Annotated in this window: 19 protein-coding genes; 15 read left to right on the plus strand and 4 right to left on the minus strand. The window is 53.4% G+C overall.

The genetic code is table 11. The annotated features are described in order from the left end of the window. Nucleotides 1-5 precede the first annotated feature (5 nt). Both torA and setB read left to right on the plus strand, forming a co-directional pair. A complete protein-coding gene (gene torA, locus KGP16_RS16915; protein WP_223500029.1) occupies nucleotides 6-2,486 on the plus strand; it encodes a trimethylamine-N-oxide reductase TorA in 2,481 nt (826 codons plus the stop codon). 161 nt (nucleotides 2,487-2,647) lie between these two features. After that, nucleotides 2,648-3,859, plus strand: coding sequence for a sugar efflux transporter SetB (setB, locus tag KGP16_RS16920; RefSeq protein ID WP_223500030.1), 1,212 nt, complete (start codon nucleotides 2,648-2,650; stop codon nucleotides 3,857-3,859). Here the strand turns inward: setB and KGP16_RS16925 are convergent. After that, nucleotides 3,823-4,077 carry a YkgJ family cysteine cluster protein gene (locus KGP16_RS16925; RefSeq protein ID WP_021805859.1) on the minus strand — a complete coding sequence of 85 codons (255 nt, stop codon included), beginning with the start codon at nucleotides 4,075-4,077 and terminating at the stop codon, nucleotides 3,823-3,825. The two genes, setB and KGP16_RS16925, sit on opposite strands and share 37 nt — an antisense overlap. Before the next feature lie 254 nt (nucleotides 4,078-4,331). Between KGP16_RS16925 and KGP16_RS16930 the strand changes: the two genes are divergently transcribed. From KGP16_RS16930 to yeiP, 4 genes are all read left to right on the plus strand, one after another. Continuing rightward, nucleotides 4,332-4,625 (plus strand): DUF1240 domain-containing protein, encoded by a 294-nt coding sequence (locus KGP16_RS16930; protein WP_223501544.1) that lies wholly within the window; start codon nucleotides 4,332-4,334, stop codon nucleotides 4,623-4,625. Nucleotides 4,626-4,754: 129 nt separating this feature from the next. Next, nucleotides 4,755-5,048, plus strand: coding sequence for a DUF1240 domain-containing protein (locus tag KGP16_RS16935; protein WP_371822209.1), 294 nt, complete (start codon nucleotides 4,755-4,757; stop codon nucleotides 5,046-5,048). Between the two features lie 447 nt (nucleotides 5,049-5,495). Then, nucleotides 5,496-6,740 carry a tryptophan permease gene (gene mtr, locus KGP16_RS16940; protein ID WP_021805860.1) on the plus strand — a complete coding sequence of 415 codons (1,245 nt, stop codon included), beginning with the start codon at nucleotides 5,496-5,498 and terminating at the stop codon, nucleotides 6,738-6,740. Nucleotides 6,741-6,861: 121 nt separating this feature from the next. Continuing rightward, nucleotides 6,862-7,434: an elongation factor P-like protein YeiP gene (gene yeiP, locus KGP16_RS16945; protein ID WP_021805861.1), complete on the plus strand. Its 573-nt coding sequence runs from the start codon at nucleotides 6,862-6,864 to the stop codon at nucleotides 7,432-7,434. Nucleotides 7,435-7,473: 39 nt separating this feature from the next. Here yeiP and uxuA read toward each other — a convergent pair whose 3' ends face one another. Next, complete coding sequence (gene uxuA, locus KGP16_RS16950) at nucleotides 7,474-8,664, minus strand: mannonate dehydratase (RefSeq protein WP_218519143.1); 1,191 nt, start codon at nucleotides 8,662-8,664, stop codon at nucleotides 7,474-7,476. 341 nt (nucleotides 8,665-9,005) lie between these two features. Between uxuA and KGP16_RS16955 the strand changes: the two genes are divergently transcribed. Further along, entirely contained in the window at nucleotides 9,006-10,487 is a 1,482-nt protein-coding gene (locus tag KGP16_RS16955) for a mannitol dehydrogenase family protein (protein ID WP_179253671.1), read from the plus strand. Nucleotides 10,488-10,545: 58 nt separating this feature from the next. On the opposite strand, the gene KGP16_RS16960 is transcribed toward KGP16_RS16955, so the two are convergent. Next, nucleotides 10,546-10,857: a type 1 fimbrial protein gene (locus KGP16_RS16960; RefSeq protein ID WP_094983245.1), complete on the minus strand. Its 312-nt coding sequence runs from the start codon at nucleotides 10,855-10,857 to the stop codon at nucleotides 10,546-10,548. A 319-nt stretch (nucleotides 10,858-11,176) separates the two neighbouring features. Continuing rightward, a complete protein-coding gene (locus KGP16_RS16965; RefSeq protein WP_037375456.1) occupies nucleotides 11,177-11,485 on the minus strand; it encodes a fimbrial protein in 309 nt (102 codons plus the stop codon). Nucleotides 11,486-11,801: 316 nt separating this feature from the next. Here KGP16_RS16965 and KGP16_RS16970 point away from each other — a divergent pair, with 316 nt between their 5' ends. The 8 genes from KGP16_RS16970 to yejF all read left to right on the plus strand — a co-directional run bounded on the left by KGP16_RS16970 (nucleotide 11,802) and on the right by yejF (nucleotide 22,110). Beyond that, nucleotides 11,802-12,776 carry a GTP-binding protein gene (locus KGP16_RS16970; RefSeq protein ID WP_021805866.1) on the plus strand — a complete coding sequence of 325 codons (975 nt, stop codon included), beginning with the start codon at nucleotides 11,802-11,804 and terminating at the stop codon, nucleotides 12,774-12,776. Between the two features lie 45 nt (nucleotides 12,777-12,821). Then, on the plus strand, nucleotides 12,822-13,532 hold the full coding sequence (locus KGP16_RS16975) for a phosphatase PAP2 family protein (protein ID WP_024484957.1): 711 nt from the start codon (nucleotides 12,822-12,824) through the stop codon (nucleotides 13,530-13,532). A gap of 408 nt (nucleotides 13,533-13,940) precedes the next feature. Further along, a complete protein-coding gene (mepS, locus tag KGP16_RS16980; protein WP_021805868.1) occupies nucleotides 13,941-14,522 on the plus strand; it encodes a bifunctional murein DD-endopeptidase/murein LD-carboxypeptidase in 582 nt (193 codons plus the stop codon). Nucleotides 14,523-14,853: 331 nt separating this feature from the next. After that, nucleotides 14,854-16,443, plus strand: coding sequence for a cyclic di-GMP phosphodiesterase (locus KGP16_RS16985; RefSeq protein WP_115158164.1), 1,590 nt, complete (start codon nucleotides 14,854-14,856; stop codon nucleotides 16,441-16,443). 134 nt (nucleotides 16,444-16,577) lie between these two features. Beyond that, a complete protein-coding gene (locus KGP16_RS16990; protein WP_223500031.1) occupies nucleotides 16,578-18,386 on the plus strand; it encodes an extracellular solute-binding protein in 1,809 nt (602 codons plus the stop codon). Between the two features lie 10 nt (nucleotides 18,387-18,396). Further along, nucleotides 18,397-19,491 carry a microcin C ABC transporter permease YejB gene (locus tag KGP16_RS16995; RefSeq protein ID WP_021805871.1) on the plus strand — a complete coding sequence of 365 codons (1,095 nt, stop codon included), beginning with the start codon at nucleotides 18,397-18,399 and terminating at the stop codon, nucleotides 19,489-19,491. Continuing rightward, nucleotides 19,488-20,513, plus strand: a complete 1,026-nt coding sequence (locus tag KGP16_RS17000) for an ABC transporter permease (RefSeq protein WP_021805872.1) — start codon at nucleotides 19,488-19,490, stop codon at nucleotides 20,511-20,513. The genes KGP16_RS16995 and KGP16_RS17000 overlap by 4 nt, the downstream gene beginning before the upstream one ends. A 1-nt stretch (nucleotide 20,514) precedes the next feature. Beyond that, nucleotides 20,515-22,110: a microcin C ABC transporter ATP-binding protein YejF gene (gene yejF, locus KGP16_RS17005; RefSeq protein ID WP_021805873.1), complete on the plus strand. Its 1,596-nt coding sequence runs from the start codon at nucleotides 20,515-20,517 to the stop codon at nucleotides 22,108-22,110. Nucleotide 22,111: the final 1 nt, after the last annotated feature.

Genomic DNA, 22,111 nt, shown 5'->3' on the forward strand with positions numbered 1-22,111 from the left:
GCGAAATGAGCAAGTACCAACAACAACCATTGGCCATGAGCCGCCGTCGTTTCCTGACCGGTGCCAGCGCCCTGGCCGCCGTGCCTCTGTTTGCGGGTCTGTGGCCTAAATCAGCATTGGCGGAAGCCATCAGCCAGGCATTGCCACAGTTCGTGGCCCTACGCCAAGCGCAGAAGGGCATCCTGACCGGGGCGCACTGGGGCGCATTTGAAGCCATCGTGCAAGACGGGAAAATGGTCGGCGTGTTGCCGGTCAAAGACGACCCTTACCCGAACGATCTGATCACCATGGCCCCCCACCAGGTCCATGCGGAAAACCGTATCAAGTATCCAATGGTACGTAAAAGCTGGTTGGAAGGCGGCCCTGGCAGCCGTACCGAGCTGCGCGGCAACGATGAATGGGTGCGCGTCAGTTGGGATAAGGCTATCGATCTGGTCGGTAACGAAATCATCCGTTTGCAAAAAGATCACGGCCCTCAGTCAATTTATGCCGGTTCTTACGGCTGGAAAAGCGTGGGCATGCTGCACAACAGCCGTACCCTGCTGCAACGCCTGATGAACCTGAGCGGCGGCTTCCTTGGCTATGCCGGTGACTATTCTACCGGTGCTGCACAGGTGATCATGTCGCACGTGATGGGGTCAATGGAGGTTTACGAACAGCAAACTGCCTGGCCAAACGTCATCGACAACAGCCAACTGGTGATCCTGTGGGGCTGTAACCCTATGGTTACGCTGAAAAACAGCTGGAACGTGCCAGACCACGTCGGCCAGACCGGCTTTGAGGCGCTGAAGAAGAAAGGCACCCGCATCATCAGCATCGATCCGGTGCACAGTGACAGTGCCAAGTATGTCGGCGCACAGTGGATCGCTCCGCGTCCGTATACCGACAGCGCGATGCTGATCGGTATCGCCCACACCCTGTTGACCGAAAAGCTGCATAACCCGGACTTCCTGAAAACCTACACCGTGGGCTTCGACAAGTTCCAGGCCTATCTGCTGGGTGAAACCGACGGTACGCCGAAAACTGCCGAGTGGGCTGCCGATATCAGCGGCGTCGATGCCGAAGTGCTGCGCCAGTTGGCGCGCGATATGGCAAAACAGCGCACCATGATCATGGGCGGCTGGGGGATCCAGCGTCAGCATCACGGTGAGCAGCAGCACTGGTTGCTGGTGACCGTGGCGGCCATGCTTGGCCAGATCGGCCTGCCGGGCGGCGGCTTTGGCTTTAGCTATCACTACTCTTCCGGCGGTAGCCCAACGGCTAAAGGCGGCATCCTCTCCGGTATCTCTGCGGGGAATGCACCGAAGAATTCACCAACGCCAATCCCGGTGGCTCGTATCGCCGAGTGCCTGACCAACCCAGGCAAGACCATTCACTTCAATGGGACCGATGTCACCTACCCAGACGTGAAGATGGTATACGTGGCCGGTGGTAATACCTTCCACCAGCATCAGGATACCAACAATCTGGTCAAAGCCTGGCAGCGGCCGGAAACCATCGTGGTTAACGAACCGTACTGGACGGCCACCGCCAAGCATGCGGATATCGTGCTGCCTGCGACCACCAGCTATGAGCGTAACGATCTGGAGATGGGCGGCGACTACTCGCAGCTGTACGTCTTCCCGATGCATCAGTGCGTACCGCCGCAGCATGAGTCACGCAACGACTTCGATATCTTCGCCGCTCTGGCCGCCAAGCTTGGCGTGCTGGATGCCTTTACCGAAGGCAAAGACGAAACCCAGTGGCTGAAAGGCATGTACGACGACATGAAGTTGCAGGCCCGCGCCGCCCGCGTTGCCCTGCCGCCGTTTGACATGTTCTGGGCGTCGAACAACTACATTCGTTTCCCGATCCCGCAGGAAAACAAACAGTGGGTACGTTTCGCCGATTACCGTGAAAACCCGCTGCTTAATCCATTGGGGACTCCGTCCGGCAAGATTGAGATCTATTCCGATGCCATCTCGAAGATGGAGTATCTGGATTGCAAAGGTATCCCGACCTGGATGCCGCCGCATGAATGGTACTGTGGCCCAGAGGCAGCCAAATACCCGCTGTCACTGAATACCGCGCACCCGACCAACCGCCTTCACTCACAGCTCGACAACACGCCGCTGCGTAAGAAGTATGCGGTGGCCGACCGTGAAGCGATCTTGATCCATCCAGAAGATGCCAAGTCGCGCAACATCACTAACGGCGATTTGGTGCGGGCGTTTAACGACCGTGGGCAGATCCTGGTTGGTGCCATTGTCAGTGAAGACGTGCGCCCAGGTGCGGTGCGGATCAGCGAAGGTGCCTGGTACGATCCGGCCGATCCGTCAACGCCGGGGTCGATCTGTAAGAACGGCAACGTCAACTGCCTGACTTTCGATATTGGCTCATCCAACCTGGCACAGGGCAACTGCGGCCAGATGGCACAGCTGGAAATTGAGAAATATCAGGGCGAAGTGCTGAAGAATACCGCGCACGACGTTCCTGCTGGCGCATAACCGCTCGCCACCAGCGCAGGGTGATGGTGACATCGCCCTGCTCTTTTCCTGCCGACAGAGACAATCTATTTACCCATTCCTTGATTGAAACAGGTTTTTGTTTTTTTTAAACGAGCGTATTATGCGCGCGTCTCCCTTCTCTTTGGCTAGTCATTCAGCTTATGCGTACTTCAACTGCGGCGACACGACGCTTGCCCGATTTAACTTCGTTGGCATTTCTGGTCGTGGCCTTTCTCACCGGGATTGCTGGTGCCCTACAGACGCCCACGCTGAGTCTGTTCCTCTCCACCGAAGTGAACGTACGGCCAACGATGGTCGGGCTGTTCTTTACCGGCAGCGCGGTGATCGGCATTTTGGTCAGCCAGTTTCTGGCCAGCCGCTCAGACAAGAGGGGCGATCGCAAATCACTGATCTTTCTCTGCTGTATGTTAGGTGCCTTGGCTTGTGCACTGTTCGCCTGGAACCGTAACTATTACCTGCTGCTGTTCGTCGGCGTGCTGCTGAGCAGCTTCGGCTCGACCGCCAACCCACAGATGTTTGCCCTGGCACGGGAACATGCAGAGCATACGGGCCGGGAAACGGTGATGTTCAGTTCTATCCTGCGCGCTCAGGTTTCGCTGGCCTGGGTGATTGGCCCGCCGATCGCCTTTGCGCTAGCCTTGGGGTTTGGTTTTAAGGTGATGTATCTGGCCGCCGCCGCCGCCTTTATTCTCTGCGGAGCGCTGGTATGGAAGATGTTGCCCTCCATGCCAAAAGTGCAGAGTACCAGCGGGGCGACGCTGGAAGCCCCCCGCCAGAACCGCCGCGATACGTTATTGCTGTTTGTGGCCTGCACCTTAATGTGGACGGCCAACAGTATGTATTTGATCAATATGCCGCTGTACATGGTGCGGGAGCTACAGTTACCGGAAAAACTGACGGGAATACTGATGGGTACCGCTGCCGGGCTGGAAATCCCGACCATGTTGCTCGCAGGCATGGTGGCCCAACGCTTTGGCAAGCGCTTCCTGATGCGCTGTGCGGTGATTGCCGGGATGCTGTTCTATGCCGGGCTACTATTTATTACCGGTACCTGGCAACTGATCGCCCTACAACTGCTGAACGCGCTGTTTATAGGGGTGTTGGCGGGAATTGGTATGCTCTATTTCCAGGATTTGATGCCCGGCCAGGCCGGAGCGGCCACCACGCTGTTTACCAATACCACCCGCGTAGGATGGATTATTGCCGGTTCGATCGCCGGGGTCGTGGCTGAAATGTGGAGTTATCATGCGGTATTTTACTTTGCGTTGGCGATGGTACTGGGTGCCGTACTGTGTATGTGGCGGCTGAAGGACGTTCAAGGGGCGGTATCCGCCTCCAACTTGGCAAGATAGATCAGCGCCTCATCACGGCGGTCGTGGCACATCTCACGGCTGGCCTGCAGGCTGCCACAGACTTTGGGCCGCAGCGGCGAATGAAATATCCCACAGCGCAGTTGCGGGTCCAGATGGATACAGCGGGTATTGGCCGGTTTGCCGTTGGGCATACCAGGGATCGGGCTGGAAATCGAAGGTGCGATACAGCAGGCACCACAGTCGGCACGGCAGTCCATCTGCGATCCTATGGGGGGCTGATTATGTGGTTGAGACAATAACAGAAGCCAAGGCTAAGTTATACTCATTCATAAATCTTACTAATAGTGCTAGAATCTAACCTTAATGGAGCATGGCAGCGCAGAACGAACAATGGATTGAGTAAATGGATGTGAATAATAAATACGTTAAAATATTACTGTCAACAACACTCTTAATTGTGTTTTCACTTGTGACATTATTAGTCTGCCAGTATGTTTTAGCGTTAGTATTCATGGAGGATGAAATAACCTTTTCCGCATCTGTTGTTATCGGTTTCCTTACCTGCCCACTACTATTACATGCAATGCTTAGCGGCATATACTTTTTTATTTTCAATAAGCGCCCAAAATATGACAAAGGAATTACTCGATATTTGGTTTATCTAATGTTTACCTCATTTGTTATCAGCTTACCCATTGCTTTATATGTTGATTATAAACTAAAGCATACCGGTTATTTAACATGTGACAGGATATCATGGCAGTCACCTACAACTTATGTCACGAACCTATCACTTTGCCAGTGAAACCTACCATAAGATAAGCATAGTCTTGTGAAAAACAGATACTGGAAAATATTAGGGGCATCAGCATTACTGGCAATATTCATATGTCTATCGCTATTGATTTACAGTTACGCTATTTCATTGATATTGATGGAGGATGAAATAACATTTTCAGCATCTGTATTCATCTGCTTTTTTGCAACGCCTTTGATACTCTATACTTTTTCTTGCTCTGTTTTTTTCTTTATTTTTGACAGAGAACCTAAATATAACATAATAATCAGCAAGTATTTAATCATGATAGCGTTCACATCATTAATTTTTAGTTTTCCTGTATCTCTTTATGTGAACTACAAACTCATACATGTTGGCTATTTCACGTGCGATAAAATTTCCTGGATGTCACCAACGACTTATGTGAAAGATTTATCACTTTGTAGATGAGTGGCATTTCCCGCAATACCCGCCAATTAGACAAAGAAATACATCACAATACGTAAAGTGACGCCCCTCACCCTAACCCTCTCCCGCAGGGAGAGGGGACTGAATGTGCTACAACTTAACGTCAGTAACTGGCCTCGGCACCGCAATAACTCCATCTCGCTTAGGGAATATTTTAACGTGACACTGATAGACTTCGGCACCTGACTACAGCACAGTTCTAACCCTTCGCGAGTGCGAACAGACAGATTTCTGCACCTGACCACAACGCCATTGCAGCCCCGCCCTGTTAGAGAGGGCTGTATGAGCAAAAAAACCACCAAAATAACGCTCCTAACCGCTGAAGATTGCACCAATCCCTCCAAATATCCGCTTTACATGCACACATCGCGCACGTACCATTGAGCTAGTACAAAAGAACTCAAGGCCAACGGCCAACCAGGAGCAATAATGTCTGCGGACACCATCCAGAAGCTTTCCCGCCCTTCCGTACTCGGTGGCGCGATGATCATTGCCGGCACCGCCGTAGGTGCTGGTATGTTCTCCATTCCTATCGTAACTTCTGGCGTGTGGTTCAGCGGCTCCGTGGCGCTGCTGATTTATACCTGGTTCTGTATGCTGATCTCCGGGCTGATGATCCTGGAAGCCACCATGAATTATCCGGCGGGCGCCAGCTTCCACACCGTGGTCAAAGATCTTCTCGGCAAAGGCTGGAATACCCTTAACAGCCTGTCGATCACCTTCGTACTCTATATTCTGACCTATGCCTATATCTCGGCGGGCGGTTCGATCATCGCCCATACGCTGGAAGGCGTTTTTGGCGCCAACCAAACCCTGTCCGGATTGGTGTTTGCCATCGTTGTGGCCTTTATCGTCTGGTTATCCACCCGCGCCGTGGATCGCCTGAGCACCATTCTGATTGGCGGTATGGTGATCACCTTTGTGTTGTCCGTCGGTGATATGTTCACCCACGTGCAACCCGCCGTGTTGTTCAACCAGGGTGGTAGCGACGCCAACTACCTGCCCTATGCGCTGGCGGCATTGCCTTACCTGCTGACCTCGTTCGGCTACCACGGCAACGTGCCCGGCCTGGTGAAGTATTATCAGAAAGACAGCGGTGCCGTGGTGCGCAGCCTGGTATACGGTACCTTGCTGGCGCTGGCGATCTATATCCTGTGGCAGTATGTGATCCAGGGCAATATCGCTCGTGATGCCTTCAAACAGGTGATCGCCGAAGGGGGCAACATCGGCAGCCTGCTCAAGCAGATGGGTAACGTTTCCAGTAGCTATGCGGTAGGCCAACTGCTGAATGCCTTCTCTTATATGGCGCTGGCCAGTTCATTCCTGGGGGTGTCGCTGGGGCTGTTTGATTTTCTCGCCGACTTCTTCAAGTTCAAGGATAACCAGGCAGGCCGCACCAAATCGGCACTGGTGACCTTCGTGCCGCCAACGTTAGCCGCGTTACTGTTCCCGAACGGTTTCCTGTACGCCATCGGCTTTGCTGGCCTGGCCGCCACCATTTGGGCGGTGATCGTCCCTGCGATGATGGCACGCGCCAGCCGCCGCCGTTTCCCACAGGCGAGCTACCGTGCTCCCGGCGGTCAAGGCATGATCCTGTTCATCATCCTGTTTGGGGCGATTAACGCCGTGGCCCACGTGCTAACGCTATTAGATTTGCTGCCAGTGTTTAAATAAGCCTCAGGGCGGCTACGGCCGCCCTTTTTCCCCACTCTTTTTGCGCGCGGCACTTGCCTGAAAAGCACGGCGCGAGTAACTTGTCGCAACTTCCTAAATTCCATTTCGACAGGGTATTCCAATGGCAAGAGCGAACGAAATCAAGCGCGGTATGGCGATCAATTACAACGGCAAACTGCTGCTGGTAAAGGACATCGATGTCCAGAGCCCAAGCGCCCGTGGTGCCAGCACGCTGTATAAAATGCGCTTCTCCGACGTCCGTACCGGGCTGAAGGTAGAAGAGCGTTTTAAAGGTGATGATATTCTGGACACCATCAGCCTCTCCCGCCGCAAGGTAAACTTCTCCTATATTGACGGCGAAGAGTATGTGTTCATGGACGATGAAGACTACACCCCTTATATCTTCAAGAAAGATCAGATCGAAGATGAGCTGCTGTTCATCCCTGAAGCGGGTTTGCCGGGTATGCAGGTACTGACGCTGGATGGCCAGGTGCTGGCGTTGGAACTGCCGCAGACCGTGGATATGGAAATTGTTGAAACCGCTCCGGGCATCAAAGGAGCTTCTGCCAGTGCGCGTAACAAGCCGGCCACCATGGCGACCGGCTTGACCATTCTGGTACCCGAGTACCTGAGCAGCGGTGATAAAATCCGCATTCATATTGCAGAACGCCGCTATATGAGCCGCGCAGACTAGTCAACGGTAGGGGCGCAACCTGAGTGCGCCCTGCTTTTGCTAGAGTAACTCTGGGAAAAACCGCCGCTTTAACGCCAGCTCAACCCCACGAACCTCCGCCAAACCTTTCAACCGACCGATGGCCGAATAGCCCGGATTGGTTTTCTTCTTCAGATCGTCCAGCATCTGGTGACCATGGTCTGGTCGCATTGGGATAGGCCGCAGATCGCCCGCTTTATGACGGCGCTGTTCTTCTGCCAGAATAGCTTCAACCACCGCAACCATATCCACATCCCCTTGCAAGTGCGCCCCTTCGTGGAAGGTTTTAGGGTTTTGCTCGCGGCAAGTAGCACGCAGGTGGGTAAAGTGAATGCGATCGCCAAAGGTCTCAATCATCCGCACCAGATCGTTATCCGCACGCACGCCGTAAGAACCCGTACACATGGTGAAGCCGTTATAGATGCTATCTACCGTCTCTTTCAGCCACTGCATATCTTCGATGGTGGAAACAATACGCGGCAAGCCAAGGATGGGGCGCGGTGGATCATCGGGATGCACTGCCAACCTGACCCCCACCTCTTCCGCTACCGGCACGATAGCGCGCAGGAAGACGGCCATATTTTCGCGCAGCTGCGCCTTATTGATATGATCGTACTCCGCCAGCCGAGCACGGAACTGATCGAGCGTGTATCCCTCTTCCGCCCCAGGCAATCCGGCAATGATATTTCCGGTCAGCTTGGCAATATCTGCCGCACTCATCGCCTTGAAATAGCTTTGTGCCTGGGCCAGCTCTTCATCAGTGTAATCTTTTTCTGCCCCACGGCGGCACAGGATATGCAAATCGAAGGCCGCAAAGGCGATCTGATCAAAGCGTAAAGCCTTGGAACCGTCCGGCAGTTGGTATTCCAGATCGGTACGCGTCCAGTCGAGGATCGGCATAAAGTTGTAGCACACGGTATCAATGCCACATTCCGCCAGATTGCGCAGCGATTGTTGATAGTTGGCGATATAACGTTGATAGTTGCCGCTGTGGGTTTTAATTTCCTCGTGCACCGGGATACTTTCCACCACCGACCACACCAGCCCTTTTTCCGCTAACAGAGCCTGCCGCGCCTTGATCTGTTCAACCGGCCACACTTCGCCATTAGGGATATGGTGTAACGCGGTCACTACGCCAGTCGCACCAGCCTGACGCACATCGTCCAGCGAAACCGGATCGTTCGGCCCATACCAACGCCATGTTTGTTCCATTGATTTATCCTTGTAAAAGTCGCTCTGTCATCGTTAAAGCGATATCGGTGGTGAGGTAGATCGCAAAATCAAATCAATCCTGTTATACCACATTGCAGTAGATATCATTCATCTTTAACCTTACTGATTAGCGGCATGCTGTCAAAACAGAAACGTCGATTGATTGATCCAACTCACGATCCTGGGATATTTTGGACCGACCAATTTTATTCACCTCTCTACCGCTCTACACTGGCGGTTGTTAACAGATACGCGAGAGCCGGGCATACACCTGCGGCTAACTGGTCTGATAGCTTTATACCAGCGATCAACCGCCCCTTGCTCTCGTCATGGAGCCATTAATGAAAACTATCGCCAACTCACCGTTACCCGCCAAGACACAACTGCCCCAGTACGATCGCCAGAGCCTGCGCAGCCGAATTGTCCACCTGGGCTTTGGGGCTTTTCACCGCGCTCACCAGGCATTGCTGACCGACAGAGTACTCAACCGTAACGGCGGCGATTGGGGGATTTGCGAGATCAGTCTGTTCGGCGGCGATAAGCTATTCCAGACCCTGCGCGACCAGGATCATCTTTACACCGTGTTGGAAAAGGGCGCGGCGGGCGATCAGGCCATCGTGGTGGGGGCCGTTCACGAAAGCGTACATCGCAAATTGGAAGGTATCGACGCCGTGCTGGAAAAGCTGGCCGAGCCACAGGTGGCGATCGTCTCCATGACCATTACGGAGAAAGGCTACTGTATCGAACCCGGTAGCGGCCAATTAGACCTGCAACACGACGCGATCAAAGCCGATTTGGCTAATCCGGCCCAACCCACCACGGTGCCGGGGATCCTGGTGGAAGCACTGCGCCGGCGTCGAGAACGTCATCTACCCGCCTTTAGCGTGCTGTCCTGCGACAACATTCCAGAGAATGGGCATGTGGTGCGCAATGCGGTGACTGGGCTAGCCAAAGCGCGCGATCCACAGCTGGCCGAGTGGATCGCGCAACACGTCACCTTCCCCAGCACCATGGTCGATCGCATCGTTCCAGCCGCTACGCCAGCAACGCTTGATGAAATCGCCGCCGCTCTGGGTGGCGTGCGTGATGAATGCGCTATTGCCTGTGAACCCTTCATTCAATGGGTGGTGGAAGATAATTTTGTCGCTGGCCGTCCACGCTGGGAGGATGCCGGTGTGCAACTGGTGGACGACGTTCTGCCGTTCGAGCAGATGAAACTGCGGATGCTCAACGGCAGCCACTCCTTCCTGGCCTACCTCGGCTATCTGGCGGGTTACCAATACATAGTTGACTGTATGGCGGATGAGAATTATCGCCGCGCCGCACACCATTTGATGTTGAACGAGCAGGCTCCGACGCTGCAGGTCACTGGCATCGATCTGGCCGCCTACGCGGAGCAGTTGATCGAACGTTACAGTAACCCGGCACTGCAACACCGTACCTGGCAGATCGCTATGGATGGCACGCAAAAGTTGCCTCAGCGCCTGCTGGAGTCCATCCGTTGGCATCGGCAATATGGCGGCAGCCATGCGGGGCTTGCGCTTGGCGTAGCGGGCTGGATGCGTTATGTCGGCGGGATTGATGACGCCGGGCAACCGATTGATATCCGCGACCCCATGCTGGCCACGTTGCAACAGGCCGTTAGCAGCTCACAGGACGGAGAACCCCGCGTGACCGCATTGCTGGCGTTGAAAAGCGTGTTTGGCGAGCAGTTGCCAGCAGATAGTACGTTTGTGGCGGAGGTAACCCGAGCCTATCTGTCATTGCGCGATCGAGGGGCGCGCCAGACGGTAAAAGATTGGGTAACCACCCAGTTGAATTGATCCCTACCGGCCGCCATGCCAATCTACCAGGCATGACGGCCACTTGACTGAATGTGGATTAATGGTATTCCAGCGTCATTATTCCGAGTTTTTTCTGCTGATCCAACCACTTGATTTCGCTCTTGCCGAGATTCATTGGCAGCGCTTTGCTACCGCTCTGCAGGCTCGCTAACCGATGTTTGCTGGTGTAGTTTTGCCCGTCGCGATAGCATTGCGTTTGCGCCGTTGAGTCAGCGACTTCCACCGTGCAAGGGCCTTCGACAATGGCGCCATAGAAGTGGATCACGCCACCGGTAGCTGCATTAGCCACACCAGCTGCCAGCCATGAAAACAACATTCCTGCGATCAAAAATAACCGTAAGCTTTTCATGGTCACCTCACTTGTTATTAAGCCAATATAAACCTGAAAAAAAGTTCTTGGATTAAGCGCAAGTTAGAGAGATTTTATCTGTTTATCATCTAGTTAGATAACTATCCACCTCTCTGGCGGCGCATAATTTATTGCCGCGAAATACAGATTTCAAGTCGGAAAAGTCTTAATTTATTTTCTGACAACGGCCTGCTGTGCAGACGGCTTGCCGTGCACAATCCTGGTCAGTCGGTTGGGCAATGAAAGGTGTGGAGAAAACGAATCAAAATGCGGGATCTGGGGAAGTCATGCCGAGCCCCACTCGGCATGACTAGAGGACTTAACGATAAATCACTGTCATTATTGCGAGTTTTTTCTGCTGATCGACCCACCGCATTTCGGTGGTACCGATATTCAGCGGAAGTTCTTTACTGCTGGCATCAAAACTTGCCAGCCTTTGCGTGCCTGTGTAGTTTCGCCCGTTACGATAACATTGGGTATTCGCCGTTGAGTTGCTAACATCTACCGTACAAGGGCCTTCGACAATGGCACCCACAAAGTGGATAACGCCACCTGTGGAACCCGCATGACTTGCTGCCATCCATGAAAACAACGCTCCTGCGATCAAAATTAACCGTAAGCTATTCATGGCAACCTCACTTTTGTTAAGCCACTTTAAAGATAGGTTACTTTTTTAGGAATAATCGTAAGGATAGGCGGTTTTTTTAACGGTTAATCGTTGAATTAAGGTCGTGGAAACAATACGGTACGGTACAGTTGACTTTGTTAATGCCACGTTTTTATGGGAAAAATCCTATCATTTTAGCGAAAAACAAGCGCACAAAAAACAGGCGATTTTTATGCTTAAATTTGTGATCTTCCCCTCCTAATTGGCCAAGAGCGATAAATAAGCAAATAATTGCCAACCTGCATACATTGAAAACATCACTAACGGGAATCTCCAAATGACAAAAACCAATCTGATCACCGGCTTTCTCGGTAGCGGCAAAACCACCACCATTCGACACCTGTTGGCCAATAAGCCGGAAAATGAGCGTTGGGCCGTGCTGGTCAACGAGTTTGGCGAGATTGGTATCGATGGCGCCCTGCTGGCCGACAGCGGTGCGGTATTGAAAGAGATCCCCGGAGGCTGCATGTGCTGCGTTAACGGGCTACCTATGCAGGTAGGATTGAATATGTTGCTGCAACAGGCCAAACCCGATCGGTTACTGATTGAACCCACTGGATTAGGTCACCCTAAGCAGATCCTGGCGCTGTTGACCCAGGAAACCTATGGTGGGTGGATCGATTTGCTGGCAACGATCTGTGTGCTCGATCCCCGCCAACTCGGCGAATCTCGCTATAGCGAAAATGAAAATTTCCGCGATCAGCTGGCCGCAGCCGACGTCATCATCGCCAATAAAATGGATACTTGGCAGCCGCAAGATGCCCTGGCACTGGAAACCTGGCAAACCCTGCATGGCCAGCAGCGGCCGGTCTTTACCATCGAGCAAGGGCGCATGGATATCAAGCTGTTGGATCGGCCACGCACCAATTGCACAGAATTGCCGGACGCACAGCATCATCATAGCCACGCCAAGACCCAAGGATTGGCAGCGTTGCGTTTGCCCGAAAACTCCCGCTGGCGCCGCGCCCTTAATCAAGGCCAAGGATTCATCAGCTGCGGCTGGATATTTGATGGAGAAACCGTCTTCGATACCGTCGGTATGATGGAATGGATCAGGTTAGCACCGGTTGATCGGGCCAAGGCAGTGGTACGCATTGCCGAAGGCAGTTTGCTGATCAACCGCCAAGGGCAGGATCTCAGTATCGAGACGCGCCCCACCGCTCCGCTCGACAGCCGTATCGAATTGATCCACAGCGACGAGGCCAACTGGAATGCTTTGCAAGCGGCCTTGTTTAACATTCGTTTAAGTTAATGCTTTTAACGTTGGCATTATTTTTTTGATTTTTACAGGTTAGCCATGACACGCCGTAATTTACCCTTCATCCTCATGCTCAACGTCTTGGGCATCGTGCTATTTCTTTCCTGGTATTTACCCACGGATCACGGGTTCTGGTTCAAGATTGACTCAGCAATCTTTTTCTTCTTCAACCAACATCTGGCCAGCGATGCCTGGTTTCTGAGAATGGTGGCGATCACCAACAATCGGATATTCGACGTCATTTCACTCATCGCCATGGGGCTGTTGTACCTTTACTTCTACCTCAAGCAGGATGCCTTTGGCCGCCGCCGTCTGATCGTTACCGGCGTCGTGATGTTGTTAACGGGAGTGGTGCTCAACCAGTTTGGCCACCTGCTGCCGGTCAAACACGCCAGCCCAACCCTGACTTTTGACAATATCAACCGGGTCAGCGAACTCACCGGCATCCCAACCAAAGACGCCTCCAGCGACAGCTTCCCTGGCGATCATGGCATGATGCTGATGATTTTCTCCTGCTTTATGCTGCGCTACTTTAATCGCACGGCATTTGCCATCGCGCTGCTGATCACCCTGGTCTTCTGCCTGCCACGCATCATGATCGGCGCACATTGGTTTACCGATATTGCCGTCGGCTCGCTGTCGGTGGTGATGGTCGGAACCAGTTGGTGGCTGATGACACCGGCCAGCGATGTTGTGATCCACTGGTTGAACTGCAAACTACCTGGTAAGTATCGCCCAACGCAGCCATAACTTTAGGTTATGATAGCCGGGAGGCCAGCGCCTCTCGGTTATTTACCGGCCGGATCTTGTTTACTCAACAACCACACCGTTAACATGCCTACCCCATTAATTAACCTCAATCCAACATAACCGCCAAACCGCGGTTTTTTATATGAAGATTTACATTATGTTACATCACAATTTCATATAAAGAATGTCGGAAAAAGGCTCGCAATCCTCACGTCATTCCGGTACTCTCGGATGCGTTTGTGCCTGGTTTAGCTTGGCTCATTAGTAAAAATCCGAAAACTGTGCGTTCCTGCACATTTCCGATGCTAACTGATTGTCCTTCCTGCCAGTGCCAACTAGTCTCGTTCCGTTTGGTATTTTTCAGATAACGACTTGCGTCGTTAAGGACTTCAAGGGAAAACAATTACAATGGTCAAATCTCAACCTTTTCTGAGATATTTTTTGCGGGTTTTACCTGCAATTGCGGCAGCCTTGGTGCTCTCCGCCTGTAGCTCAACAAACACTTCGAAGTTAGATAGTAAGCAAACTGAGATGCATGCAGTTAATGACAAAAACGGTCTTTTACTGCAAGCCTCTCAGGATGAATTCGAAGCGATGGTGCGTAACGTTGACGTCAAGTCAAAGATTATGGACCAGTATGCTGATTGGAAAGGCGTCCGCTACCGTTTAGGCGGTGAAAGCAAGCGCGGTATTGATTGCTCGGCGTTTGTGCAACGTACCTTCCGCGAACAGTTTGGTATGGATCTGCCCCGCTCAACCTATGAGCAAGAAGATATGGGCAAACAAATCCAACGCGCCAAACTGCGCCCAGGCGATTTAGTGCTGTTCCGCGCCGGTTCTACTGGCCGCCACGTCGGCATCTATCTGGGTAACGACAAATTCGTTCATGCCTCTACCAGCAGTGGTGTGACAATCTCTAGCCTTTCGGATAACTATTGGGATAAACGTTATCGTGAAGGCCGCCGGTTACTGGGTAAAAGCTCCAGCTAACGGCGTAGTATCTGAATCTGGTCCTGAAAGCCAAACAAACGAGACGAGAACGCTGCCCCAGGGCAGCGTTTTTTTTCACGGTCATGCTGGCGCCGAACAAACCCGCATCGCTATTTTCGCTTATCACTGTGCCATAAACCACGCAACGGTTGAAAAAATAGCCTATTATCGTCAAGTGACATGCCATTTCGTAACGCACTATTTACGCTGTGTCTAAACAAACAGCCTTGCTGCAAGCCAAACGAATAATGACGCAGGCAGGATCGGTGGGATATATTAATCACCAGCAATATAACAATAATATTTTTATGCTGCGCTCAGGGGGCGAGTAATGGGATTGAAGGGAGCATTTGCACGCCATGCATCCAACACACGACGTAGCCTGACCAAAAGCTGTATTGTCGCCGTCGTTTTCCTCATTGTTTTTACCTCTGTCACCTTATTTCTGATCGATCATCAGCGCTCGCAATATCAGCATAAAATCGAAACCCGTACGCAGAAATTTGCCGTTAATTACCTCGATCATCTGCAAGAAATGATGCAACAAATCATGCCGCTTACCGGTAAACCCTGCGAACAGGCTCAGTCCGATCTGACCTACCGTGCTGCATTTACCGCCGGCGTACGCACCTTTGTTCTGGTAAAAGACGGTTTTGCCTATTGCTCCTCGGCAACCGGTAACATGATGCTGCGGATGAGCCATATTTATTCCGATATCGACTGGCATAAGCCACTGGATATGGCATTACAACAAGGCACGCCGATGGTGCCTGGAAAACCGGCGATTGCCGTGTGGTTACGCCAACCAGGGCCAGGCAATACCGGCATATTAGCCACGCTGGATCTCACCCTGGCCCCCTACCTGCTGCTCAATTCGCCCGATAGGGATACTCCCGGATTTGCCATAGTGATCGGGGGGCATGCGGTTACCACCTTCAGCTCGAATATGCTGCCGCTGGCGCAATTACCTAAAAGCCACGCCAGCCAACTAGCCGTCCCGGGCTATCCACTGAGTATGATCTTCTATCACCAATCCCTGACGGCTAATGATATCCGTTTGACCGTGCTGGGTAGTCTGGTGCTCTCCCTGATGGTGGGCGCGCTGTATTACTATATGCAGATACTGCGCCAAAGCCCCGAACGGGCCCTGATGAGAGGCATCAAGCACAATGAGATCTTTGCTGAATATCAACCCGTGTTTCACTCTGCAACCAACACCATTGCCGGCCTTGAGGCATTGATCCGCTGGCAGCATCCCACCGAGGGGCGCATTCCACCCGATCTGTTTATCCCCTATGCTGAAAGCGAAGGGTTGATCGTAGCGCTGACCCGCCACCTGTTCCGTAGGATCGTGGCAGATATCCCGCAATTGGTACAAGCTCTGCCACGAGGCGCCAAACTGGGCATTAACCTCGCGCCTTCTCACCTTAATGCGCCTTCGTTCCATGACGATATCACCGAGCTGCTGGCTAAGTTGCCAACCGACTATTTCACCGTGGTGTTTGAAATCACCGAGCGCGGCATGGTGGAAGAGCAAAATGCCTTGGAAGAGTTTGACTGGCTACATCGCCAAGGGGTTGAAATCGCCGTGGATGACTTTGGTACCGGCCACAGCGCCTTAATCTATCTACAACGCTTTACCCTGGATTACCTCAAAATCGACCGAGGTTTTGTCAATACCATTGGCCAGGATACGGCGACCGCTCCCGTCCTGGACGCAGTGATCTCGCTGTCTAAAAAGCTGAAAATGCTGACCGTGGCGGAAGGCGTTGAAACCGCCGAACAGGTGAGTTTTCTGCAAGAACGCGACGTTAATTTCATGCAGGGCTATTATTTCAGTAAGCCACTGGGTATTGAGGAGTTTGTGGCCTTTTGCCAGAATAAGGCCGTTTTTGATTATCAGGCCGCAGTTAATCCCTGATATTTAAACTTCTTTACTCAGAAAACCAGCCTGAAATGCTATGCTACCGGCTGGATTAATTGACTTATATCCGACGTATTTCAAGCCATGGCTTGAAAGGCAACGGGTATAGCTAGCAGGAGCTTACCGTAGAGATGTTCGTACGCATTTTTGCTGCCTTGGTGCTTTCGGCACTCAGTTTTAGCATGCAGGCCGAAACCCTTAATGAAAGCTACGCTTTCGCCACGCTCGGTGAACCGAAATATTCCACCGACTTTAGCCATTTTGACTACGTGAACCCAGCGGCCCCCAAGGGCGGCGACGTTAGGCTGGCAGCCATCGGCACCTACGATAACTTCAACCGTTTCGCCTCGCGCGGTGTACCTGGTGAAAGAACCGGGGAACTCTACGACACGCTGTTCACCAGCTCGGACGATGAGCCTTCCAGCTATTATCCGTTGATTGCGGAATCTGCCCGCTATCCGGCAGATATGCGTTGGATGGAGCTGGATATCAACCCACGCGCGCGCTTCCATGATGGCAGCCCGATCACCGCCGCCGACGTGGCCTTTACCTTCAACAAATTTATGACCGAAGGGGTGCCGCAATTCCGTTCGTCGTATAAAGGCGTCACCGTCAAGGCCATCTCCCGTCTGACTGTGCGCATAGAACTCCCCAAACCGGATAGAGATCAGCTACTCGGCCTCTTAAGCCTGCCGGTGATGCCAGAAAGCTTCTGGAAAGACCATAAACTGAATGAACCACTGACTGTTCCCCCACTAAGCAGTGGCCCTTATAAAATCAGCAGCTACCGATTGGGCCAATATATTACCTATGAGCGCGTACGTGACTATTGGGCCGCCAATCTGCCGGTGAATCGTGGGCGCTATAACTTCGACACGCTGCGTTACGACTATTACCTGGACGATAAGGTGGCGCTTGAAGCCTTTAAGGCCGGGGCTTACGATTTCCGCGTCGAAGGCTCGCCAAAAAGCTGGGCCACCCAGTATCAAGGCGGTAACTTCGCGCGCAACTTCATCATCAAACAGGATGAAACCAATCAGGCGGCGCAGAATGCCCGCTGGCTGGCATTCAATATCCAGCGCCCGATTTTCGCCGATCGCCGGGTGCGGGAAGCCATTACCCTGGCCTTCGACTTCGACTGGATGAACAAGGCGCTGTATTACGATGCCTATCAGCGCGCCAACAGCTATTTCCAGAATACTGAATACGCGGCCAGCGGCTACCCAGACGCTGCGGAGTTGGCCTGGCTGGCCCCGCTAAAAGGTAAAGTGCCAGCAGAAGTGTTTACCTCAATCTACCAGCCTCCAACATCCGACGGCAGCGGCAATGACCGGGCGAACCTGCTGAAAGCCACCGAATTGCTTAAACAGGCCGGTTGGGAAGTGAAAAACCAGCAGTTGGTCAACAGCAAAACCGGTAAGCCCTTTACCTTTGAACTGATGTTGCCGAGTGGCAGCAATTTCCAATATGTACTGCCTTTCCAGCACAATCTGAAGCGGTTGGGTATCGATATGCAGATCCGTGAGATCGACATCAGTCAATTCACCCGCCGTATGCGCGAGCGTGATTTTGATATGATGCCGAGGGTCTACCCCGCTATGCCGTTCCCCAACTCCAACCTGCAGATCTACTGGGCCACAGAATATCTGAACTCCAGCTACAACAGCCCTGGCGTCAGCGATCCAGCCGTCGATGCCCTGATAGAACAGATCATGAAGCATCAAGGGGATGAAAAAGCGTTGCTGTCCCTTGGCCGTGCGCTGGATCGGGTGTTGACCTGGAACATGTATATGCTGCCGATGTGGTACTCCAATCACGACCGTTACGCCTATTGGGACAAATTCTCTTCGCCAGCGGTACGCCCGGCCTATTCGATCGGGTTCGACAACTGGTGGTTCGACGTCAACAAGGCGGCACGCTTGCCGGCGCAACGGCAATAAGGAGCCTCAGGTGGCCGCTTATCTGATACGCAGATTACTGCTGGTGATCCCCACGCTGTGGGCGATCATCACCATTAACTTTTTCATTGTGCAAATCGCCCCCGGTGGACCGGTCGATCAGGCCATTGCCTCTATTGAGATGGGGCAAACCAGCGGCTTTGGCGGCGGTGGCGCAGGTGAAGGCCTAGGGCATATGAAGGCCGGCGCGGGCAACGTGGCCGAAGGCCAATACCGTGGCTCACGCGGCCTGGATCCCGAAGTGATCGCCGAGATCACCAAGCGTTACGGTTTCGACAAGCCGCTGCACGAACGCTATTTCACCATGCTGTGGAACTATATGCGCCTCGATTTCGGCGAAAGCCTGTTCCGCGGGGCCTCGGTAATGCAGCTAATTGGCCAGAGTCTGCCAGTTTCCGCGACCCTGGGGCTATGGAGTACGCTGATCATTTATCTGGTGTCGATCCCGCTGGGGATACGCAAGGCCATCCACAACGGCAGCGCCTTTGACACCTGGAGCAGCACGCTGATTATCATCGGCTACGCCATTCCGGCATTCCTGTTCGCCATCCTGATGATCGTGCTATTCGCCGGTGGCAGCTATCTGGACTGGTTCCCACTGCGCGGGCTGGTTTCCAGCAATTTCGACACACTGCCGTGGTACGGTAAAATCACCGATTATCTGTGGCACATTACCCTGCCAGTGCTGGCTACGGTGATCGGTGGCTTTGCCGCCCTGACCATGCTGACTAAAAACTCGTTTCTTGATGAGATCCGCAAACAGTATGTGGTCACCGCCCGTGCCAAAGGGCTGGACGAGAAGAAGATCCTTTACCGCCACGTGTTCCGTAACGCCATGCTGCTGGTGATCGCCGGTTTCCCTGCCACCTTTATCAGCATGTTTTTCACCGGTTCGTTGTTGATCGAAGTGATGTTCTCGCTCAACGGCCTTGGGCTGTTGGGCTACGATGCCACCCTGCAACGCGACTATCCGGTGATGTTCGGAACGCTCTACATATTTACCCTGATCGGCTTGCTGTTGAATATCGTCAGCGATATCACCTATACCCTGGTCGATCCGCGCATTGATTTCGAGGGCCGTCAATGAGCCGCTTAAGCCCCATCAATCAGGCCCGCTGGGCACGTTTTCGCAGCAACCGCCGTGGTTACTGGTCGCTGTGGATTTTTCTGTCTGCCTTTGCACTGAGCCTGGCCGCCAACCTGATCGCCAACGACCGGCCGTTGCTGGTGCGCTATGAAGGCCGGCTGTATGTGCCTTTTATGGTCAACTACAGCGAAACGACCTTCGGCGGGGAACTGAATACCACTACCGATTTTCAGGATCCCTTTGTTATCAAGCAGATTGAGCAACACGGCTGGGCTATCTGGGCCCCGATCCGCTTTAGCTACAACACCATCAACTTTGCCACCAAAGTGCCCTTCCCGTCGCCGCCGTCACGCCAAAACCTGCTCGGCACCGACAGTAATGGCAGCGATGTGCTGGCCCGGGTGCTGTACGGTTTCCGTATCTCAATGCTGTTCGGGCTAGCGCTAACGCTGTGTTCCAGCGTGATTGGTATCTGTGCGGGAGCGACGCAGGGCTATTATGGCGGCCGATTCGATCTTTGGGGGCAACGGCTGATCGAGGTTTGGTCGGGGATGCCGACGCTGTTCCTGATCATCCTGCTGTCCAGCATCATCCAACCCAATTTCTGGTGGCTGTTAGGCATCACCATCCTGTTTGGCTGGATGAGCCTGGTGGGCGTAGTGCGTGCCGAATTCCTGCGTACCCGTAATTACGACTACATTCGTGCCGCCAGAGCGATGGGCGTGCCGGATCGCGTGATTATGTATCGTCATATGCTGCCTAACGCCATGGTGGCCACGCTGACCTTCCTGCCGTTTATTCTGTGTGGTTCGATCACCACCCTTACCTCTCTCGATTTCCTCGGCTTCGGCTTGCCGCTCGGTTCGCCTTCGTTGGGTGAGCTCCTTTTACAGGGCAAAAACAACCTGCAAGCTCCGTGGTTGGGCATTACCGCCTTCTTGGTGCTGGCGGTGCTGCTCTCACTGTTAATCTTTATCGGCGAAGCGGTGCGCGACGCCTTCGACCCAAGCAAGGCGCATTAATATGACCACTCCTCTGCTCGCTATTCAGGATCTCAGCATCGCCTTCCGCCAGGGAGGCAGCTTGAATCAGGTGGTCAACGGCGTCTCGTTACAGGTGGAACAAGGGGAAACGCTGGCGTTGGTGGGTGAATCAGGCTCAGGCAAAAGCGTCACCGCCCTCTCCGTGCTGCGGCTGCTGCCTTCCCCGCCGGTGGTGTATCCCGGTGGGGATATTCTGTTTAACGGCAACTCACTGTTACATGCATCGGAAGCCGAACTGCGCAAAGTACGTGGCAACCAGATCTCAATGATATTCCAGGAGCCGATGGTGTCGCTCAACCCGCTGCACACCATCGAAAAGCAACTGGCCGAAGTGCTGATGCTCCACATGGGTATGCGCCGTGACAGCGCCCGTGCCGAAATCATTCAGTGCCTGGATCGGGTGGGAATACGTAACGCCAAAGCGCGCCTGAAGGACTATCCCCATCAACTCTCAGGCGGAGAACGTCAACGCGTGATGATCGCCATGGCGGTGTTGACCAAGCCCAAGCTGTTGATTGCCGATGAGCCGACCACCGCGCTAGACGTGACCATTCAAGCGCAGATCCTGATGCTGCTGAAAGAGTTAAAGCAGGAGCTGGGGATGGGATTGCTGTTCATCACCCACAACCTGAACATCGTGCGCCGGTTGGCGGATAACGTGGCGGTAATGCGCCAAGGGTTGTGCGTAGAACAAAATAGCCGCGATGGGCTGTTTAGTGCCCCACAACACGCCTATACCCGTCAGTTATTGGCTGCGGAAGACGTAGGCGAGCCTCTGCCACTACCAGCCAACGATAAGCCTATGCCACTGCTCAAAGTGGAACACCTGCAGGTCAGCTTCCCGATCAAACGTGGCCTGTTACGGCGTATCGTCGATCAGAACTACGCGCTGAAAGATCTGAGCTTCGAAATACGGCCTGGGGAAAGCGTGGGCCTGGTAGGCGAATCGGGTTCAGGTAAGAGCACGACTGGCCTGGCGCTGCTGCGCCTGTTGAGCTCCAAAGGTGCGATCTGGTTTGATGGCCAACCGCTGCATCAGTTCAATAACCAGCAGATGTTGCCTTACCGCAGCCGGATGCAGATCGTGTTCCAGGACCCCTATTCCGCGCTGAATCCACGCCTGAACGTGCTGCAAATCATCGCCGAAGGGCTGGAGATCCACCAGCAACTGACCGCAGAGCAACGCGAACAGCGGGTGATTGAGGCGTTGGAGGAAGTCGGATTGGATCCGGCCCTGCGCTATCGTTATCCCACGGAGTTTTCCGGTGGGCAGCGACAACGTATCGCCATCGCGCGTGCGCTGATCCTGCAGCCGCAGCTGTTGATCCTGGATGAACCGACGTCCTCACTGGATAAATCGGTGCAGGCACAGATCCTGACGCTGCTGAAGTCGCTTCAGCTCCGTCACCGGCTGGCCTATCTGTTTATCAGCCACGATTTGCAGGTGGTACGATCGTTGTGCCATCAGGTGATCGTACTGCGTCAGGGAGAAGTCGTGGAGCAGGGTAACTGCCAGACGATTTTCAACGCACCTGCTGCTGCCTATACACAGCAGTTATTGCAGTTGGTTGATTAGC

Origin of the sequence: Serratia sp. JSRIV006 (assembly GCF_019968685.1) — a bacterium.
GTDB lineage: Bacteria > Pseudomonadota > Gammaproteobacteria > Enterobacterales > Enterobacteriaceae > Chania > Chania fonticola_B.

Bases quoted from the DNA above. Each gene is read 5' to 3' on its own strand.
- torA (WP_223500029.1), top strand. From the start codon at position 6: ATGAGCAAGTACCAACAACAACCATTGGCCATGAGCCGCCGTCGTTTC.
- setB (WP_223500030.1), top strand. From the start codon at position 2,648: ATGCGTACTTCAACTGCGGCGACACGACGCTTGCCCGATTTAACTTCG.
- KGP16_RS16925 (WP_021805859.1), bottom strand. From the start codon at position 4,077: ATGGACTGCCGTGCCGACTGTGGTGCCTGCTGTATCGCACCTTCGATT.
- KGP16_RS16930 (WP_223501544.1), top strand. From the start codon at position 4,332: ATGGAGGATGAAATAACCTTTTCCGCATCTGTTGTTATCGGTTTCCTT.
- KGP16_RS16935 (WP_371822209.1), top strand. From the start codon at position 4,755: ATGGAGGATGAAATAACATTTTCAGCATCTGTATTCATCTGCTTTTTT.
- mtr (WP_021805860.1), top strand. From the start codon at position 5,496: ATGTCTGCGGACACCATCCAGAAGCTTTCCCGCCCTTCCGTACTCGGT.
- yeiP (WP_021805861.1), top strand. From the start codon at position 6,862: ATGGCAAGAGCGAACGAAATCAAGCGCGGTATGGCGATCAATTACAAC.
- uxuA (WP_218519143.1), bottom strand. From the start codon at position 8,664: ATGGAACAAACATGGCGTTGGTATGGGCCGAACGATCCGGTTTCGCTG.
- KGP16_RS16955 (WP_179253671.1), top strand. From the start codon at position 9,006: ATGAAAACTATCGCCAACTCACCGTTACCCGCCAAGACACAACTGCCC.
- KGP16_RS16960 (WP_094983245.1), bottom strand. From the start codon at position 10,857: ATGAAAAGCTTACGGTTATTTTTGATCGCAGGAATGTTGTTTTCATGG.
- KGP16_RS16965 (WP_037375456.1), bottom strand. From the start codon at position 11,485: ATGAATAGCTTACGGTTAATTTTGATCGCAGGAGCGTTGTTTTCATGG.
- KGP16_RS16970 (WP_021805866.1), top strand. From the start codon at position 11,802: ATGACAAAAACCAATCTGATCACCGGCTTTCTCGGTAGCGGCAAAACC.
- KGP16_RS16975 (WP_024484957.1), top strand. From the start codon at position 12,822: ATGACACGCCGTAATTTACCCTTCATCCTCATGCTCAACGTCTTGGGC.
- mepS (WP_021805868.1), top strand. From the start codon at position 13,941: ATGGTCAAATCTCAACCTTTTCTGAGATATTTTTTGCGGGTTTTACCT.
- KGP16_RS16985 (WP_115158164.1), top strand. From the start codon at position 14,854: ATGGGATTGAAGGGAGCATTTGCACGCCATGCATCCAACACACGACGT.
- KGP16_RS16990 (WP_223500031.1), top strand. From the start codon at position 16,578: ATGTTCGTACGCATTTTTGCTGCCTTGGTGCTTTCGGCACTCAGTTTT.
- KGP16_RS17000 (WP_021805872.1), top strand. From the start codon at position 19,488: ATGAGCCGCTTAAGCCCCATCAATCAGGCCCGCTGGGCACGTTTTCGC.
- yejF (WP_021805873.1), top strand. From the start codon at position 20,515: ATGACCACTCCTCTGCTCGCTATTCAGGATCTCAGCATCGCCTTCCGC.